The sequence below is a fragment of the Thermospira aquatica genome, from assembly GCF_023525255.1.
Classification (GTDB): Bacteria; Spirochaetota; Brevinematia; order Brevinematales; family Thermospiraceae; genus Thermospira; species Thermospira aquatica.
In genome coordinates this window covers 902,595-917,622 of record NZ_CP073355.1, presented here as the reverse complement: position 1 = coordinate 917,622, position 15,028 = coordinate 902,595, and the positions used below count along the sequence as shown (strand labels likewise).

The following is a 15,028-nucleotide window of genomic DNA, read 5'->3' as shown; positions in this document are numbered from 1 at the left end:
CCTACACTCGTTTATTTTTCTAGGTTTTTATTATACTGAGAAAAAGAAAAAAAATCAAAAAAACGAATTGCTTCATAATAAAAGTACTCGAAAAGGGAACGTTGCTTCAAAATAAAAAAGTACTTTAAATTTGTGTAAAATAATCCAGTTCAAAGAACTGGAGGTAAAAGGTGGAGTTAGCGATGTTTGAAAGGAGACCTATTTACAGGGAAACGGCAAAACAATATCAAAAAGCCAGCAAAAAGGAAAAAATGGAGATACTGGATTACTTTGTGAGGATAACAGGTTTAAAAAACCGAAACTATGCCGCCAGGCTCTTGAGGCAGCACGGAAAAACCATCTATGTAGGCAAGAAAAATTACCTTAAAGCCGACATAGCCAAGAAGGGCAAAAGACCTGGCAGAAAGAAAAAATTGGCGAAGAGGAACTAAAACTTCTAAAAGGTCTGGGAAATTGAAAACTACATGTGGCAAACGTTTAAAGCCAATTTTAAATGAAGTTTTAGATAATCTCTTAGCAAACGGACATCTCCACGGTTCTCCACAGGCTATAGAAAACTTGCGCCATATAAGTGCCTCAAGTATTGACCGACTTTTGAAACAAGAGCGTAAAAAGCTTGAGATAAAAGGACGAAAAGGTACAAAGCCTGGAACGCTATTAAAGCAACAAATAGCTATACGCACGTGGGCAGAGTGGGATGAAAATTGCCCTGGTTTTATGGAGATTGATCTGGTTGCCCATGAGGGAGGAAATAGCCGGGGAGATTTTGCTCAAACATTAAATATGGTGGATGTTTGGAGCGGTTGGACAGAACTTGTGGCAATCAAAAACAAAGCTTCAAAATGGGTAAGAGAAGCCATAGAAAAAGTCCAAAGAAGACTTCCTTTTGATTTACGGGGAATTGATTCTGATACGGTTGAATTTATTAATCATCCTCTACGCGATTGTGAGAAGAACCAGATAAAATTTACAAGGGGAGAAGCTCCCGTTCCAATGATAACTGCTACGTTGAGCAGAAAACTATTCCATAGTCCGCCAGAATGTTGGATACTTCCGCTACGATACCGAGGAAGAAGTCTACTACTTGAACCGACTCTATGCGTATCTCAGGCTTTATGCCAACTTTTTTCAACCGGTTATGAAAATGACAGAGAAAAAGAGAATCGGAAGCAAGGTGCAAAAGAAGCATGATGATATTAAAACTCCCTACCAGCGGCTTTTAGAAAGCTCTTATGTAAGTGAGGCACAAAAGGAACGCCTAACAAGGCTTTATAAGGCTCTCGATTTGTTTCACCTAAGACAAAAAATTACAGCTTGCCAGAGAAAACTTTTCAGCCTTCAAAAGAAAAAGAATGTAAAAAACAAAAATTTGGAGGAAACTGTATGGAATTTTTGAGTACTTTTTTTTATGAGGCAATGATTCGAATTTCGAGTACTTTTTTATTTGACGCAACGGGAAAAAGAACTTTTTTTTCTTTTTTAAGAGAACAGAAAAAGTTTTTTTGTGAAGAAACCAGGAAAAAATAATGATTTCATGGAATACTACAGAAAAATAAGCGATACGTACGACAAAATGATGGGAAAACATGAGAGTTTGTGATGAGAGTTTGCAAAAGATTTTTTTAACAAGAATAGTTATGAGAAGTATTTTCATTGTGTCAAGAAAATTGTGTCTAGTCATAGGATAACCTCGCTGTGAATATTTTCTTTGGTGTATGAGTGTTGCTCACGATAGAGTTGAAAGTAATACTCCCAATTTTTTAACTTTCTTTTTAAGAACTTCTCATTTTGGTATCTTAATAACAGGTAAAGATATTTCTCAGCTGAAGCCTCGCTTTGACACATTTCCATTGTTTTTAATCTCCTTTTAAGTTCTTTAAAGAGTCTTTCCAGGGCATTGTTTGTATACACCATGCTTCGTATTCCTTCAGGTAATTCCATGTAAGTGAATATATTCTCTCTTATTGTCAAGAGGTTATTCATTAAGTTGGGATAGATATTTTTCCATTTTTGTATAAATTTCATAAACAATTGTTCTGCCTCCTGTTTGTCTTTGGCATGAAATACCTCTTTTATTTCAGTGGCAATGATATTTCTGTGTTGAACTCTCACTTTAGCCAGTATGTTTCTCATGACATGGACTACACAGGGCTGATACTTTGCGTGGGGATATATCTCTGTTATGACGTTTTTCATACCACTTAAGCCATCAGAGACAATAAAATGAATCTGTTTGACACCTCTTTCTCTTATATCTAGCAAAATTTCCCGCCAGTTATAAGCACTTTCCATGCCTCCTGGCAGGTAGTATCCTAAAATCTCCCGTCTTCCCTCAGGTGTAATGCCTATAGCTACATATATTGATTCATTTTCTACCCTATCTCTCTTGATAGGAAACACCATAGCATCCAGAAATACCACGGCATATTCTTCCATGAGAGGGCTACTACGCCACTTCTGAATCTCTTCTATGCCTACCTGGCTTATCCTTGAGATGTTAGCATAAGAAATCTTTATTTCATAAAGCTCTTTTAAAACTTCTGCTATCTTCCTTGTTGACATTCCTGATATCAACATAGCCCTGATTAATGCATCTAAGTCTTCTGTGATGCGTTTGCGATAGGGAAGAAGGGCACTTTTAAATCCATTATCCCTTGTTCTTGGAACACGTATGGCTGTAAGCTCGCCAAAAGCTGTCTTTAAATCCCTTTCGTAAAAGCCATTGCCTTTTGTGGGAGGATTGTTTTCCAGGTAAATCTCTCTTTCCTCTTTTAACATACTCTCTAATACTTCCTTGACAATTGGTTTGAATAGCTCTAAAATATTCTTCGTCTCAATCATATCTGGCCTCCTGTGATAGTTTTATTTATATTATCACAGGAGGTTATCTTTTTCCTACCAGACACAATTAAGTATACACTGCCAGTATTTTAAACTGAGAAGTATTTTAAACGAATTTTTGGATATTTTTATAAAGATTTTTCGAAAAACTCTCTTTCACAAGAGATGTTTCTCTCTTTTGTTTTATGAAGCTCTTTCGAAAACTTTTTTGAATTATTGAGTTTTTCTCTGATACTTCATGCAACCGCTAATTCTCTAACTTAATATAATCTGTGGTCTCAGAACGATAATCGTGGATAGAGAAAGCTTGACAGAATGCCGACCAAAAAAATTTGACAGTTTTTTTGTTTTGGCTTATACTATATTTGCATGTATGTGCAAATATGCAAATTTTAGGGATAAAGCATGGTTGAGAAGTTTCGGGTTCTTGGTGATGAGACAAGATTAAGGATTGTGAAACTCCTTCAGCAAACGCCCTGGCTGTATGTGTGTGATATAGTGGCTGTTCTTGAACAGCCTTTTTATGCCATCTCTCGTCATCTCAAGGAATTGCGTCATATTGGTCTTGTCATGGAGCAAAAAGAAGGAAGGTTTATTCGTTATAGTCTTGGGAAGAGTGTTTCTCCCTCTGATGAAAAGCTCTATGAGCTTATCACTACGATAGAGAATGATCAGACCCTCAGGGATCGAGACAGGCTCCGCAAGAGGCTTGAGATTCGGTTGAAAAATCCTGAAATCTCATGTGAATTGGTAGAAGAGTAGAAAAATCTTAGAAGGAGGAAAATATATGAAGATTGCTATTCTGGGAAGTGGATGTCCAAACTGTATCCGTCTGGAAGAAAATGCAAGAAAGGCTCTCCAGATAACAGGGAAACAGGCAGAAATCGAAAAGGTAACGGACATCGACAAAATCATGGAATATGGTGTCATGCGTACGCCAGCTCTCGTGATTAATGGTGAAGTCAAAAGCTTTGGTCGGGTATTGACACCTGAGCAGATTGCTGAAATATTTCAGGCATACTAAGAGCTTTTTTTTCAAAGGGAGTTCGTATGGCATCGAAAGCATATTCACCGAATAGGCAGCTTTTCTGGTTTAGTGTGGGTTTTTTGGTTTTGTATTTTACGCCATTTGAGAGCCAGTGGGTTCAGGGAGCTTTGCAAGAGGCTTTTCTCATGCTCTCAGATTATGCGAGACAGCATGTTCTTTTGTGTCTCATTCCTGCCTTTTTTATTGCAGGAGCGATCACGGTGTTTATTAACCAACAGGCGGTGATCCGTTATCTGGGACCAAAGGCGCCCAAATGGCTTGCCTATTCGGTGGCGTCGATATCTGGCGCAGTTCTCGCTGTGTGTTCCTGTACCGTTCTTCCTCTTTTTAAAGGGATCTACAAGAAAGGGGCTGGGTTGGGACCGGCGATTTCGTTTCTTTATTCTGGACCTGCTATCAATGTGATTGCCATCATCCTTTCCCTGAAAGTTCTTGGTTTCAAACTTGGGTTGGCAAGGATGGTAGGGGCTGTGGTTTTTGCGGTGATTATTGGGTTGTTGATGCATCTTTTGTTTCGTAAAGAGGATGAGACTAAGGGCGATGAGCGACTTTTTCAGGGGATAGATCAAGGGGCGTCTCGTACCCTTGGGCAGGATGCCCTTTATCTTGCGGTTATGGTGGGGATTCTTGTGTTTCTCAACTGGGCAAACACGGGAGGAAAAAGTCCTCTCTGGGATGCTGTTGCTCAGGCAAAATGGTGGATAAGCGGAGGATTGGGATTGGTTCTTGTGTGGATGTTGTGGAAGTGGTTTACCAGGGAAGAATTGATGGACTGGGTTGTGGCGACAAGGGATTTTTCTCTTCAGATTCTGCCGCTTCTTTTTGTTGGTGTGTTTATAGCAGGCTTACTCCTGGGAAGACCGGGGCAGACGGCGCTTATTCCCCAGCAGTGGATAACTAACCTTGTTGGAGGAAACTCGCTTCTCGCAAACTTTTTTGCTTCTATCTCCGGGGCTTTTATGTACTTTGCTACCTTGACAGAAATACCTATACTTCAGGGGCTTCTTGGTGCAGGTATGGGACAGGGTCCGGCTTTGGCGCTTCTTCTGGCAGGCCCTTCGCTTTCTCTTCCCTCCATGCTTGTGATAGGAAGTGAGCTTGGGTTTAAGAAGACATTTGCTTATGTGAGCCTGGTGGTGATCATGTCAACCCTGGTAGGCTGGGTTTTTGGGATGATAGTGTGAAGGTATTACTGATTTTTACAACAGCGAGTGTGTTGTTGTCTTTTGCGTTCCATCGTCAAAAGACGCTGGAAGGAATAAAGAAGGGGCTAAAGATGTTTTTGGGTATCCGTTAATTTGTTCGATGATTTGTTCAATGTCGTGGACCTTTGTATGGAGCATTTCCTGTAGCGGTTATGCTGTATAAGAAAGGGGCATCGGTGAAAAATGTCTTTATCTATCTTGGAGCTTTTAGTGCTTACAAGATACCGATGCTTACTTTTGAAATCGCTTTTCTGGGGATAAAGTTTTCTTTTTTGAGGACTCTTTTTTCTTTGCCTGTGTTTATAGCTATTGGGTATCTGATGGATTATGTCGCAAAGAAAATAAACCTTATAGAAATCTCTTCGTAAATGTTTCATAGAATTTTTTTTGTAAGATTTTTTAAAAACGTGGGGAAATACTGTCTTTGTCGGGTTTTTTATTTTTCTTTTTTTGAAAGTTTTTCTTTATAATGAAACAGAGATGAAGTCTCAATTTTTACGCGACTATTTTTTTGACGTATTTGAATTATGATATTATAATATTAGTATATTTAAAGGAGGAATGTATGGAATTTGGGGTTCTTGTATTTTTTGCGCTGGTGGGGGGAATTCTTACGTTTTTGTCTCCTTGTATTTTGCCGATGATCCCTATTTATCTTGCCTATATGTCGGGGACCATGGTTGAAAGTGAAAAACCGTCTCTTCGATGGACATTGGTGAGGATTGGGGCGTTTGTCCTTGGGTTTACGGTGGTTTTTGTGATGTTTTCTATCCTGTTTTATGTGATTTTTGCTTCTCTGGCTTTTATCCAGCAGTGGATACAGCGGATTGCAGGGATGTTTATTGTTTTGATGGGGCTTCATTTTTTGGGGGTGGTTAAGCTTCGCTTTTTAGATCAGGAGGTGAAGCTGAATTTTGAAGGGGATAAAAAACACCCATGGGGAAGTTTTCTTCTGGGGGTGTCTTTTGCCGCGGGTTGGAGTCCGTGTATTGGTCCTGTTTTGAGTGCTATTCTCTTCTCGGCAGCAACGACGCAAAACCTTTTCTTGATGGTAGTGCTTTTGCTTTTGTTTTCGGCTGGTCTTGCACTTCCTTTCTTTCTTTTGGGTCTGGCGATAAATTCGGTGAGGCAATGGGTGCGATCTCTTCAGCGGTTTTTCCCTATTATAGAAAAAGTGAGTGGGGTGTTTCTGGTGGTTTTGGGATTTCTCATGATAGCTAATACGATGGGCATGATTTCGCAGTGGCTATCACAGGCTTTTCCTTTTTTGGGTGAACTTGAAATGCATCTTGTAAAGTAGGAGTATAGATATGAAAAGGTATTCATGGTTGTGGATAGGGGTGGTTGTTGTGGTGGTGGCAGGTATTGTGGGGGTAAGCTTTTCTATGTCGAAAAGATCCGCAGCGAAAGAGTATCCCCTTGCGCCGCTTTTCTCTGAGCCCACGATTTTTGGGGATTCGATTGTTCGGCTGGAGGCTTATCGTGGAAAGGTGGTGTTGTTGAATTTTTGGGCTACGTGGTGTCCTCCCTGTCAGGCTGAGATCCCGGATCTTGTTCGATTGTATCAGGATTTTGGAGACAGGTTGGTTGTTATAGGGATTTCCCTGGATCGTGGTCCCAATGCAAAGGAACTTGTCCAGGATTTCTATAAGCAGTTTAAAATGAATTATCCTGTTGTTATGGGAAGCGATCAGCTGGCCATGCGATACGGGGGTATTTCAGGTATACCAACTTCCTTTGTGATTGATAAACAGGGAAGAATTGTTGAGAAAATTGTGGGTTTTAGAAACTACAGTATATTTCTGGATGCCGTGAAGACGTGGTTTTAGGCTTTGGTGCGTGGCATTTTCCGAGAAGGGGTGAGGCGCTGTTTTTTTGATGGCGGAAGGCAGGCTTTTTCTCCAAAGAGGAGGGAAAGCACTTGCTCTTTCGCAGGGGAGAAGAGGCTTTTTATCAAGCTCTTACCCTTTCGCAGTGGAAGCCAGAAGGCAAGAAATATTTTTATCGCGGGGAGAAAAAACTTCTGGTTATTCCCTTTTCGCAGTGTGGGTGGTAAGGTGAACCTGCACCATGGGAAGAGCTTTTCCTCGGAAAATTCGACGTTAAACGTTTTACCAGGTTTTGTCCCTTACGTTTTTTGAAGAGGTACGATATTTTTTGCCCACCTAAACAGCTATCACCTTTCACGATGTGAAACATTTTCCCCAACACTGAGACATGGTAAGAGGAGTGTTTTACAAACTATGCTCTTACCTTGCTGCAGTCTGTAAAGTGAAAGACGAAACATTGTTTTTTGCTTTCTTTTGTCTTTTATGGTATAATACCTATAAGGAGTAACTGATGGGTAACTGGTGGGATAGGGTCTGGTTTTGGGTGACCGTGGGATTAGGCGGGCTTGCTTTTTTGACAATTCTTGCTTTTCTTCTTCCCGTACTTTTTTTCCTGGCGCTTCCGTTTGTTTTCCTGGGAGTTCTTTGGTGGCTTTTGGAAAGCTGGAATAGACTCACGAGAAAAGAAAGATCCTATGATGAAACAGGAGCCCGTTACACAGAGGCAACAATTATTTCCAAGGAAACCGTTCCCCCCAGTCTTTCACAGGGAAAAGAAAATGGACAAGACACTCAATCTTCCACCTGACTCGATTCAAAAGATCATTTCCCGTGTCAAGCACCTTGAGATTCGTGCCCGGAAACTTATCCGGGATCAGATAACCAGTCAGTATCATAGTATCTTTAAAGGTAAGGGGATTGAGTTCTCGGATGTTCGGGAGTATACGTATGGTGATGACGTGCGGGATATTGATTGGAACGTAACCGCAAGGATGCGAGAACCCTATGTGAAACAGTTTGTGGAAGAGCGTCAGCTCACGGTCTATTTTGTTGTTGATGTCAGTGATTCTACAAGGTATGGTCAGACAATATCAAAGCGTCAGATTATGGCAGAGATAGCGGCTTTTCTTGGGTTTATTGCCTACTACAATCAAGACAAAGTGGGTATGATTCTTCACACTACGGAGGTAGAACAGTTTGTTCCTGCGAAACACGATTACTCACAGCTTTTGCGGATTATACGAGACATCTGGTATTATACTCCTAAATTCCGCGGGACATCACTTGCACACTCGTTCGAAGAGGCTTCGAGTTTATTAAAAAAATCTGCCATCCTTTTCCTTATGAGCGATTTTCTTGATGGCGAGTATGATAAGGCGCTTTCCAGGCTTTGTGATAGGCATGAGGTGATTCCTCTTGTTATTCATGACAAAAGCGAGAAAAATGCTTTTCATCCTTTGCTTGTTCCCTGGCAAAAGTCATTGCCTCTTTTGGCCTTTTTTGAAGATATTGAAACAGGACAAAATGAGACACGTGTTGTTGGGGCTTCGCATGCGTATGACCAGTACAAGCAATTTTATACCTCTGTTTTCCATCATTTTGGGCTTGAGTACCTTGAGCTTTCGAGTGGAGAGGATTATTTCAAAAGTGTCGAAAAACTCCTCAAACAGATGACGAGAGTTCGTCGCCAGTTGAGAAATTAAGGAGGTGACATGGGAACCCCCTCTATCTGGATTGTTGAGGACGAGCCTGATATTCAGGCACTCGAGGAAACAGCGCTTCAGCAAGCAGGGTTTTCTTGTCGAGGGTTTTCAAAAGCGGATACCTTTATGTCCACCTTTCTTCGCGAAAAAGAAAAACCATCTCTGGTGATTCTCGACATCATGCTTCCCGATAGAAGTGGGCTTGAGCTTCTCTCCTGGATACGGAGTAAATCCCCTCAAACAGGAATTGTATGTATCAGTGCGAGAGGCGAAGAAATGGATCGGGTTTTAGGTTTAGAGCTTGGTGCAGATGATTACATTCCCAAGCCTTTTAGTCCTCGGGAAATGGTGAGTCGGGTAAAGGCAGTTCTTAGACGCAAGGACCAGATATCTCTTGAGTCTTCTGTTCTTACGTGGGAAGGAATACGCCTGGATACCAGTCGTTTTCAGACAACCGTTGATGGACAGGAGGTTGTCCTGACGGCAACGGAATTCCGTTTACTGGCCATCCTCATGGAAAAACCGGGACAGGTATTTACCAGAGATATGCTTATTGAAAGACTCTGGAACAATGAAAAAGCTATTATGGACCGCACTATAGATGCGCATATTAAGAATTTGAGAGAGAAGTTGGGGAAATATGGCAAATGTCTTCAAACCTTTCGCGGTGTTGGCTATAAGCTTGATCACCCTAAATCTGAGCGCGTTTGACATCAATAGCCTTTCGGACAGTGAGCTTTCGAGAATTTTACTGCAAAATGGTGTTGATAAACATGTTGTGGTTTCCCTCGTTGAGTTTCGTCAGCGGGAAGGCTGGATATGGTCGTATGAAGATCTGCTTCTTGCCGGCGTCCCTGAAGCCATGCTTCCATGGTTTCGTTATCGTTTTTCGATTGAAAGCTCTCCACCCATCGAGGATGTTTCTCCCGATCTCGCCGATCTTTTGATCTACCCTGCAGATCTTAATACTGCCTCTCCCTCTCTTTTACGAATGCTTCCAGGTATGAATGAGAAACGGCTAAAAGATCTTCTTGATTATCGAAAACAACGAGGTTTTACTACTCTCAGGGAACTTGTTCCTCTTGGTTGGCGTGTTGAGGAAATTCGTGCCATTGCTCCTTATGTAAGGATTTCTGATGTCTCCAAAACTCTTCGATGGAAAAATGCTCTTCGCCTTGAAAATACCAACACGCTTTATCGCACCACAGTCTATTTTCCCTATGGAGAAGGGTATCTTCTTCTGCCTGATTTTCATGTCACAACGGGGAATCTCTCTACCATTCTTACGCAGGGGGTTTTGGGGGGTATGTGTTCCTCGTCGTGGGGAATGCTTGTTGGAGGGGATTTTATTTATCGGCAGGGAATGGGGCTCCTTTTTGGGGATCCTTTTACGATTATAAGTCGGGAACCTTCATCGATGATCGTCTGGGAAAAGGGTCTTCGGCGACCATTTTCTGCTTCACGGGATAATGATAGGAATCATTACGATGAGATTTTCCGTGGTTTGGCGGGGCAAATCTCTTTTGGTGGATGGAGATGGGGGATTCTCTTCTTTTCTAACCAGACAACGACGATGGGGGGATTTGGAACGTTTGAGGGAGAAAAAGGAAGCATCGGCGCTCAGGGCTTTTTGTTGACTACCAATGGGACAGAGCGTTTAGGAAGTGGGAGCCTGTTTGGCAGGCTTCGATTTCCCGTGTTTGAAGGAGGGGGAGAATGGGCTTTTTCAGGGGATCAGGCGTGGATTGTCTGGATGCGATTTCCTGGGAAAATCAGACAGGCCATGGCTATGTACGAGGGAGGGACGAACTTCTTTGCACCGTATGGGGGAAAGCTTTATCGGGGTATTCCGGGAAGGCGGGGATTTGTCTGGGGGTTTGAAGCAAAACGAGATTTTTTTGAATTTTTTGCCCGTTCTGAGGTCTATACCAACATGACAACTGGCTATAGCACTTTCAAATTTGGTGCGAGCTCTGCCTTTGTAGAAAGAGTTGGTGCGTCATGGGTAGGCATGGAGAGAATTTTTTCTTCAGTGGGTATGGATATTCGTACCAATACGTTCTTTTTCTCCTATGGGGGAGGAGTGGCGGGGTGGCTTTTTTCTCCTTTGAAGTGGGAGATGCGATTTTCTCAGGATAGGTATCAACAGAAAAGTGGAAGCGAGTATCACATAAAACTCAGCGGCTTTTTTAAAAACTGGAGTTTTTCTCTCTGGCATGGGTGGTTTTTCCCCTTAAAGGAAAATCCCATCTCTTTTACCTTTTCTCCCATCGAATCAGGAGAAATGGAGAGCATGTGGTTTTATCATTCTACAGAGACGAGTTGTTTTCTGGTACGATACCGTCGCAAAGAGATGTCCGTAGCAGCGAGGATCCTTACCTGGGATAGTGCGCTTCGTTTTGCCCTGAGTTTTCAGTGGGAGTGGTAGGCCATGTTACGAGAGATCGTATTGCCAGAATGGCAATGCCAACCATGATAAGGGTAAAAGGTACTATAATCCAGAGTTGGCCGGGATCTAACTGCATGGGATCTATGGTAAGCATTTCCCTTCCTCCACCAAGAAAGCTTACAAAAGCGAGACTGTTTTGAAACTGGTGAGCCCAAATCCCTGCCCAGAGGGAGCGAAATGTATAACGGAACCATCCCAGAAGAAGCCCGATGGCAAGATAAAAAATTGTATAAAAACCCAGGGGATGGAGAACCGCAAAAAGTCCTGCTTGAAAAAGAATAGTCCATCGAGGGGAGAAGTGTCGTGTTAAACTATCAAACACGAGTCCCCGAAAAAGCCATTCCTCAGTCATAGGGACGAGACCCACAACGAGAACAAAAATAGCCACTTTTTCCCAGAAACCTCCATATTCCAGAGAACCAAAAAGGATGCCGTATGCCCCTTGATAGTCTACAAGATCCCGTGAGAGCTGCTGGGCGATCTGCCCCTCGGTGCCCATGTTGGCTAAAATAGCGAGAATGAAAACAAGCCCACTGAGCGAGAAAAGAACGGAGGTCCATACCAGGACAAGAGTTCCAAAAAGCCTGGCGGGTTTTTGAGGAAGCCTGAAAAGCGCCTTCCGTGAGGGGTGGGAAGAAGCACAAAAAAACACGAGGCTATACGCCAGCACGAATTGAACAAGCATGGTGAGTTTCCAGGCAAGGGATGGGGCCGGAGGGCCAAAAATCAAAAATGCAAAACGAGAAACTCCGATAGGAACAACAAACAGAATAAACGTTGCCCATACAAGGGAAAACCACAAATGAGAGTTTTGAAGTTTTTTCACCATTTGTCTCCTTATCGATCTTTTACGAGAGCCTCTTTTGTGAGTTTTTTAGGCCATCTCTGATTGTTCGAGAGCCTTTTGGCTTTTTGAAAGGAAACGTTTCCATTTAATCGAATTATTGTAAAATCAACAATAAAAAAAATCAACTTTTGCTTTTTTCAAACATGTTGGCCCAGTCAAGAACAATACCTGCCATCATTGCAGCGATGGATCCTACTTTGGCAGAGCTTAAGGGGTGGGTGGCCACGTCTGAAACGAAGTCTCCAACGATGGCAATGGTGGGTTTCGGGCGGTAGATACGGATATTCTCTACATCGTTTCCGGCCACACCGTTTGCGGAAACAAGGTATTTTCCAGAGTTCCAGAAGGTTTTGAGAAGAATCACCTTGCTCTCTGCCTTATCAAAACCTTCCACTACGCAGTCACAGTCTTGAAAAAGTGAAACAATGTTTGTTTCATCAATATAAGCTTCTCGAGCGTCAATCTGGACCTCAGGACGAATGGCACGAAGATTTTCGACAAGCATCTGGACTTTGGATTGGCCCACCTGATGGGCGAAATAGAATTGTCGGTTAAGATTTGATGGGTCAACCTTGTCAAAATCCACAATACGAAAGGCTGTTACGCCAGCCCGAACGAGGTGCATGGCGACGTTGCTTCCGATGCCGCCAACACCAGCAATTCCTATGCGCACTATCCACCTCCTACAAAATGCACAATTTCAAGTCTGTCACCATCCTTGAGAGTGGTATTGGGCCAGGCTTCTTTTGACAAAATTTCTCCATTGTATTCAACAACCACCCTTCTTTCCGAAAGCCCTAAAGAATCCAGGTACTCTTGAAGAGAGAGGGGAGAGAGAATTTCCCTCTCCTCTCCATTTACTTTGATCCTCATAGCTACTCCTAAAGTTTTGCCAAAGCCTGCTCGAGATCCGCCAGAATATCATCGATATGTTCAATACCAATAGAAAGTCGGATGAGATCGGGAGTGATCCCACCGGCCTGTAAATCTTCGTCAGAAAGCTGAGAGTGAGTCGTAGAGGCCGGGTGAATAGCCAGACTCTTGGCATCACCTACATTGGCCAGGTGAGAGAACAGTTTGAGGTTTTCGATAAAACGCTGACCCTCGGCGCGACCCCCTCTGACACCGAACACGACCATTCCACCAAACCCTTTTTTGAGGTATTTTACTGCTACTGGATAGGTGGGATCATCCTCAAGACCTGGATAACGTACCCAGGCAACTTTTGGGTGCTTTTTGAGAAAACGTGCTACCTCGAGGGCGTTGCTGCTGTGGCGTTCCATACGTAAAGCAAGGGTTTCAAGTCCCTGTAAGAAGATCCAGGCATTGTCAGGAGAGATACATCCCCCTAGGTTTCGGAGAGGAACAAGCCTCATTCTCATGATATAGGCAAGGGGAGAGAGTTCTCCGAGATCGTAGGCAAAACGGAGATTATGGTAGCCACCATCGGGGTCAACAAAGAGGGAAAATTTGGGATTTTTCCAGTTAAACTTTCCACTGTCTATCACAATACCCCCTATTGCTGTGCCATGTCCTCCGATCCACTTGGTGAGTGAGTGTACCACGATATCGGCTCCATACTCTATGGGTCGAAAAAGATACGGGGTGGTAAAGGTGGAGTCCACAATGAGCGGAACCTCGTTCTCATGGGCTATTTGGGCCACTTTCTCGATGTCGGTAACATCCAGGGCTGGATTGCCGATGGTTTCAACAAATACTGCGCGGGTTTTCTCGTTAATCGCTTTGCGTACGTTTTCTGGATCCCGGATGTCTACAAACCGTGTTGTGATACCAAACTGAGGGAGAATATCATGAAACATACTAAAGGTACCACCGTAAAGATTATTGGCTGAGACAATTTCGTCCCCGGCTTTTGCGAGGTTAATGATAGCGTAGTGGATGGCATTGGTGCCTGAGGCAAGCGCTAAAGCCCCTACGCCACCTTCCAGGGTTGCCATGCGCTTTTCCAAGACATCGGTAGTAGGATTCATGATACGCGTATAGATATTTCCCAGTTCTTTCAGGGCAAAGAGGTTGGCGGCATGTTCACTACTTTTAAAGAGGTAGGATGTTGTTCGATAGACGGGAACAGCACGTGAAAGTGTTTCATCGATTGTTTGACCAGCGTGGAGTGCGAGGGTTTCAAAGTTTGGTGTTTTCATGTGTTTCCTCCTTTTGTCTTACTGTTCATCAAAAAGCCATGTGCTGAGATATCGTTCACCGGTGTCACACCCAACGGTAACGATGGTTTTTCCTTTGTTTTCAGGACGTTTTGCTACCTGAAGAGCAGCCCATACATTGGCTCCCGCAGAAATCCCTACAAGAATACCCTCTTTTTTGGCAAGTTCTCGGGAGACAGCCCCTGCATCCTCGGCTTTTACCTGGATGATTTCGTCGATGATAGAAGTGTTTAATACCTTGGGGATAAATCCTGCCCCGATTCCCTGAATCTTGTGAGGACCGGGTTTTCCGCCGGAGAGAACAGGCGAGTCGGTTGGTTCCACGGCTATGACTTTGATGTTGGGGTTTCTCGACTTTAGCACTTCTCCCACACCTGTGAGAGTACCACCGGTACCTACCGCGGCTACAAAGATATCAACTTTGCCACCGGTATCCTGCCAGATCTCTTCGGCTGTGGTTTTTCGGTGAATCTCGGGATTAGCAGGGTTTTCAAACTGCTGGAGAATAATACTTCCGGGATACTTTTCTGCAAGTTCGTTTGCCTTGTTGACGGCTCCCCGCATTCCTTCAGCCCCCGGGGTGAGAACAAGCTCAGCGCCAAAGATCTTCAAGAGTTTTCTTCGCTCAATACTCATAGTGTCTGGCATCACAAGGATAAGGCGGTACCCTCGTTGTGCGGCAATAAAAGCCAGTGCAATGCCTGTGTTTCCACTTGTTGGTTCTATGATGATGCTGCCTGGTTTGATTTTACCCTCTTTTTCCGCTGCCTCAATCATCGACAGACCAATCCTATCTTTGACACTGGAGAGTGGATTAAAAAACTCTGCCTTGAGAAGAATCTCAGCTTCATCCGTCATACGGGAAAGCCGGATGAGTGGTGTTTTTCCTATGAGTTCTGTGATGTTGTTGGCTATCATCAGTGACC

Annotated in this window: 17 protein-coding genes and 1 pseudogene; 12 read left to right on the top strand and 6 right to left on the bottom strand. The window is 43.2% G+C overall.

Annotated elements, in window-relative coordinates; genetic code table 11:
• Positions 1-182 precede the first annotated feature (182 nt).
• Positions 183-1,396 (top strand): annotated as a pseudogene (locus tag KDW03_RS04360) (hypothetical protein).
• A 281-nt stretch (positions 1,397-1,677) separates the two neighbouring features.
• On the opposite strand, the gene KDW03_RS04355 reads toward KDW03_RS04360, so the two are convergent.
• Positions 1,678-2,841 (bottom strand): IS256 family transposase, encoded by a 1,164-nt coding sequence (locus KDW03_RS04355; protein ID WP_271436176.1) that lies wholly within the window; start codon positions 2,839-2,841, stop codon positions 1,678-1,680.
• A 405-nt stretch (positions 2,842-3,246) separates the two neighbouring features.
• On the opposite strand from KDW03_RS04355, the gene KDW03_RS04350 reads away from it, so the two are divergent.
• The 11 genes from KDW03_RS04350 to KDW03_RS04300 all read left to right on the top strand — a co-directional run bounded on the left by KDW03_RS04350 (position 3,247) and on the right by KDW03_RS04300 (position 11,054).
• Positions 3,247-3,603, top strand: a complete 357-nt coding sequence (locus KDW03_RS04350; protein WP_271436175.1) for an ArsR/SmtB family transcription factor — start codon at positions 3,247-3,249, stop codon at positions 3,601-3,603.
• A 25-nt stretch (positions 3,604-3,628) separates the two neighbouring features.
• A complete protein-coding gene (locus tag KDW03_RS04345; protein WP_271436174.1) occupies positions 3,629-3,865 on the top strand; it encodes a thioredoxin family protein in 237 nt (78 codons plus the stop codon).
• Between the two features lie 26 nt (positions 3,866-3,891).
• A complete protein-coding gene (locus tag KDW03_RS04340) occupies positions 3,892-5,073 on the top strand; it encodes a permease (RefSeq protein WP_271436173.1) in 1,182 nt (393 codons plus the stop codon).
• 197 nt (positions 5,074-5,270) lie between these two features.
• A complete protein-coding gene (locus KDW03_RS04335; RefSeq protein ID WP_271436172.1) occupies positions 5,271-5,462 on the top strand; it encodes a hypothetical protein in 192 nt (63 codons plus the stop codon).
• A gap of 197 nt (positions 5,463-5,659) precedes the next feature.
• Entirely contained in the window at positions 5,660-6,394 is a 735-nt protein-coding gene (locus KDW03_RS04330; protein ID WP_271436171.1) for a cytochrome c biogenesis CcdA family protein, read from the top strand.
• A gap of 10 nt (positions 6,395-6,404) precedes the next feature.
• The gene (locus KDW03_RS04325; protein WP_271436170.1) at positions 6,405-6,923 is read left to right on the top strand and encodes a TlpA family protein disulfide reductase; all 519 of its coding nucleotides are present in this window, start codon (positions 6,405-6,407) and stop codon (positions 6,921-6,923) included.
• A 92-nt stretch (positions 6,924-7,015) separates the two neighbouring features.
• Positions 7,016-7,150, top strand: coding sequence for a hypothetical protein (locus tag KDW03_RS04320; RefSeq protein WP_271436169.1), 135 nt, complete (start codon positions 7,016-7,018; stop codon positions 7,148-7,150).
• A gap of 284 nt (positions 7,151-7,434) precedes the next feature.
• Positions 7,435-7,731, top strand: a complete 297-nt coding sequence (locus KDW03_RS04315) for a hypothetical protein (protein ID WP_271436168.1) — start codon at positions 7,435-7,437, stop codon at positions 7,729-7,731.
• Positions 7,703-8,626, top strand: coding sequence for a DUF58 domain-containing protein (locus tag KDW03_RS04310; protein WP_271436167.1), 924 nt, complete (start codon positions 7,703-7,705; stop codon positions 8,624-8,626). Before KDW03_RS04315 ends, KDW03_RS04310 begins: the two co-directional genes overlap by 29 nt.
• Before the next feature lie 9 nt (positions 8,627-8,635).
• A complete protein-coding gene (locus KDW03_RS04305; RefSeq protein WP_271436166.1) occupies positions 8,636-9,337 on the top strand; it encodes a response regulator transcription factor in 702 nt (233 codons plus the stop codon).
• Positions 9,267-11,054: a helix-hairpin-helix domain-containing protein gene (locus KDW03_RS04300; protein ID WP_271436165.1), complete on the top strand. Its 1,788-nt coding sequence runs from the start codon at positions 9,267-9,269 to the stop codon at positions 11,052-11,054. Before KDW03_RS04305 ends, KDW03_RS04300 begins: the two co-directional genes overlap by 71 nt.
• On the opposite strand, the gene KDW03_RS04295 is transcribed toward KDW03_RS04300, so the two are convergent.
• The 5 genes from KDW03_RS04295 to cysK all read right to left on the bottom strand — a co-directional run bounded on the left by KDW03_RS04295 (position 11,002) and on the right by cysK (position 15,020).
• Positions 11,002-11,901 carry a CPBP family intramembrane glutamic endopeptidase gene (locus tag KDW03_RS04295; RefSeq protein WP_271436164.1) on the bottom strand — a complete coding sequence of 300 codons (900 nt, stop codon included), beginning with the start codon at positions 11,899-11,901 and terminating at the stop codon, positions 11,002-11,004. The two genes, KDW03_RS04300 and KDW03_RS04295, sit on opposite strands and share 53 nt — an antisense overlap.
• 142 nt (positions 11,902-12,043) lie before the next feature.
• Positions 12,044-12,595 (bottom strand): sulfur carrier protein ThiS adenylyltransferase ThiF, encoded by a 552-nt coding sequence (gene thiF / locus KDW03_RS04290; protein WP_271436163.1) that lies wholly within the window; start codon positions 12,593-12,595, stop codon positions 12,044-12,046.
• Positions 12,595-12,795, bottom strand: a complete 201-nt coding sequence (thiS, locus tag KDW03_RS04285; protein ID WP_271436162.1) for a sulfur carrier protein ThiS — start codon at positions 12,793-12,795, stop codon at positions 12,595-12,597. The genes thiF and thiS overlap by 1 nt, the downstream gene beginning before the upstream one ends.
• A gap of 8 nt (positions 12,796-12,803) precedes the next feature.
• Positions 12,804-14,084 carry an O-acetylhomoserine aminocarboxypropyltransferase/cysteine synthase family protein gene (locus KDW03_RS04280; protein WP_271436161.1) on the bottom strand — a complete coding sequence of 427 codons (1,281 nt, stop codon included), beginning with the start codon at positions 14,082-14,084 and terminating at the stop codon, positions 12,804-12,806.
• Positions 14,085-14,102: 18 nt separating this feature from the next.
• On the bottom strand, positions 14,103-15,020 hold the full coding sequence (gene cysK, locus KDW03_RS04275; RefSeq protein ID WP_271436160.1) for a cysteine synthase A: 918 nt from the start codon (positions 15,018-15,020) through the stop codon (positions 14,103-14,105).
• Positions 15,021-15,028: the final 8 nt, after the last annotated feature.

Excerpts from the sequence above, each read along its gene's own strand:
- KDW03_RS04355 (WP_271436176.1), bottom strand. The coding sequence starts at position 2,841 with ATGATTGAGACGAAGAATATTTTAGAGCTATTCAAACCAATTGTCAAG.
- KDW03_RS04350 (WP_271436175.1), top strand. The coding sequence starts at position 3,247 with ATGGTTGAGAAGTTTCGGGTTCTTGGTGATGAGACAAGATTAAGGATT.
- KDW03_RS04345 (WP_271436174.1), top strand. The coding sequence starts at position 3,629 with ATGAAGATTGCTATTCTGGGAAGTGGATGTCCAAACTGTATCCGTCTG.
- KDW03_RS04340 (WP_271436173.1), top strand. The coding sequence starts at position 3,892 with ATGGCATCGAAAGCATATTCACCGAATAGGCAGCTTTTCTGGTTTAGT.
- KDW03_RS04330 (WP_271436171.1), top strand. The coding sequence starts at position 5,660 with ATGGAATTTGGGGTTCTTGTATTTTTTGCGCTGGTGGGGGGAATTCTT.
- KDW03_RS04325 (WP_271436170.1), top strand. The coding sequence starts at position 6,405 with ATGAAAAGGTATTCATGGTTGTGGATAGGGGTGGTTGTTGTGGTGGTG.
- KDW03_RS04315 (WP_271436168.1), top strand. The coding sequence starts at position 7,435 with ATGGGTAACTGGTGGGATAGGGTCTGGTTTTGGGTGACCGTGGGATTA.
- KDW03_RS04310 (WP_271436167.1), top strand. The coding sequence starts at position 7,703 with ATGGACAAGACACTCAATCTTCCACCTGACTCGATTCAAAAGATCATT.
- KDW03_RS04305 (WP_271436166.1), top strand. The coding sequence starts at position 8,636 with ATGGGAACCCCCTCTATCTGGATTGTTGAGGACGAGCCTGATATTCAG.
- KDW03_RS04300 (WP_271436165.1), top strand. The coding sequence starts at position 9,267 with ATGGCAAATGTCTTCAAACCTTTCGCGGTGTTGGCTATAAGCTTGATC.
- thiS (WP_271436162.1), bottom strand. The coding sequence starts at position 12,795 with ATGAGGATCAAAGTAAATGGAGAGGAGAGGGAAATTCTCTCTCCCCTC.
- KDW03_RS04280 (WP_271436161.1), bottom strand. The coding sequence starts at position 14,084 with ATGAAAACACCAAACTTTGAAACCCTCGCACTCCACGCTGGTCAAACA.
- cysK (WP_271436160.1), bottom strand. The coding sequence starts at position 15,020 with ATGATAGCCAACAACATCACAGAACTCATAGGAAAAACACCACTCATC.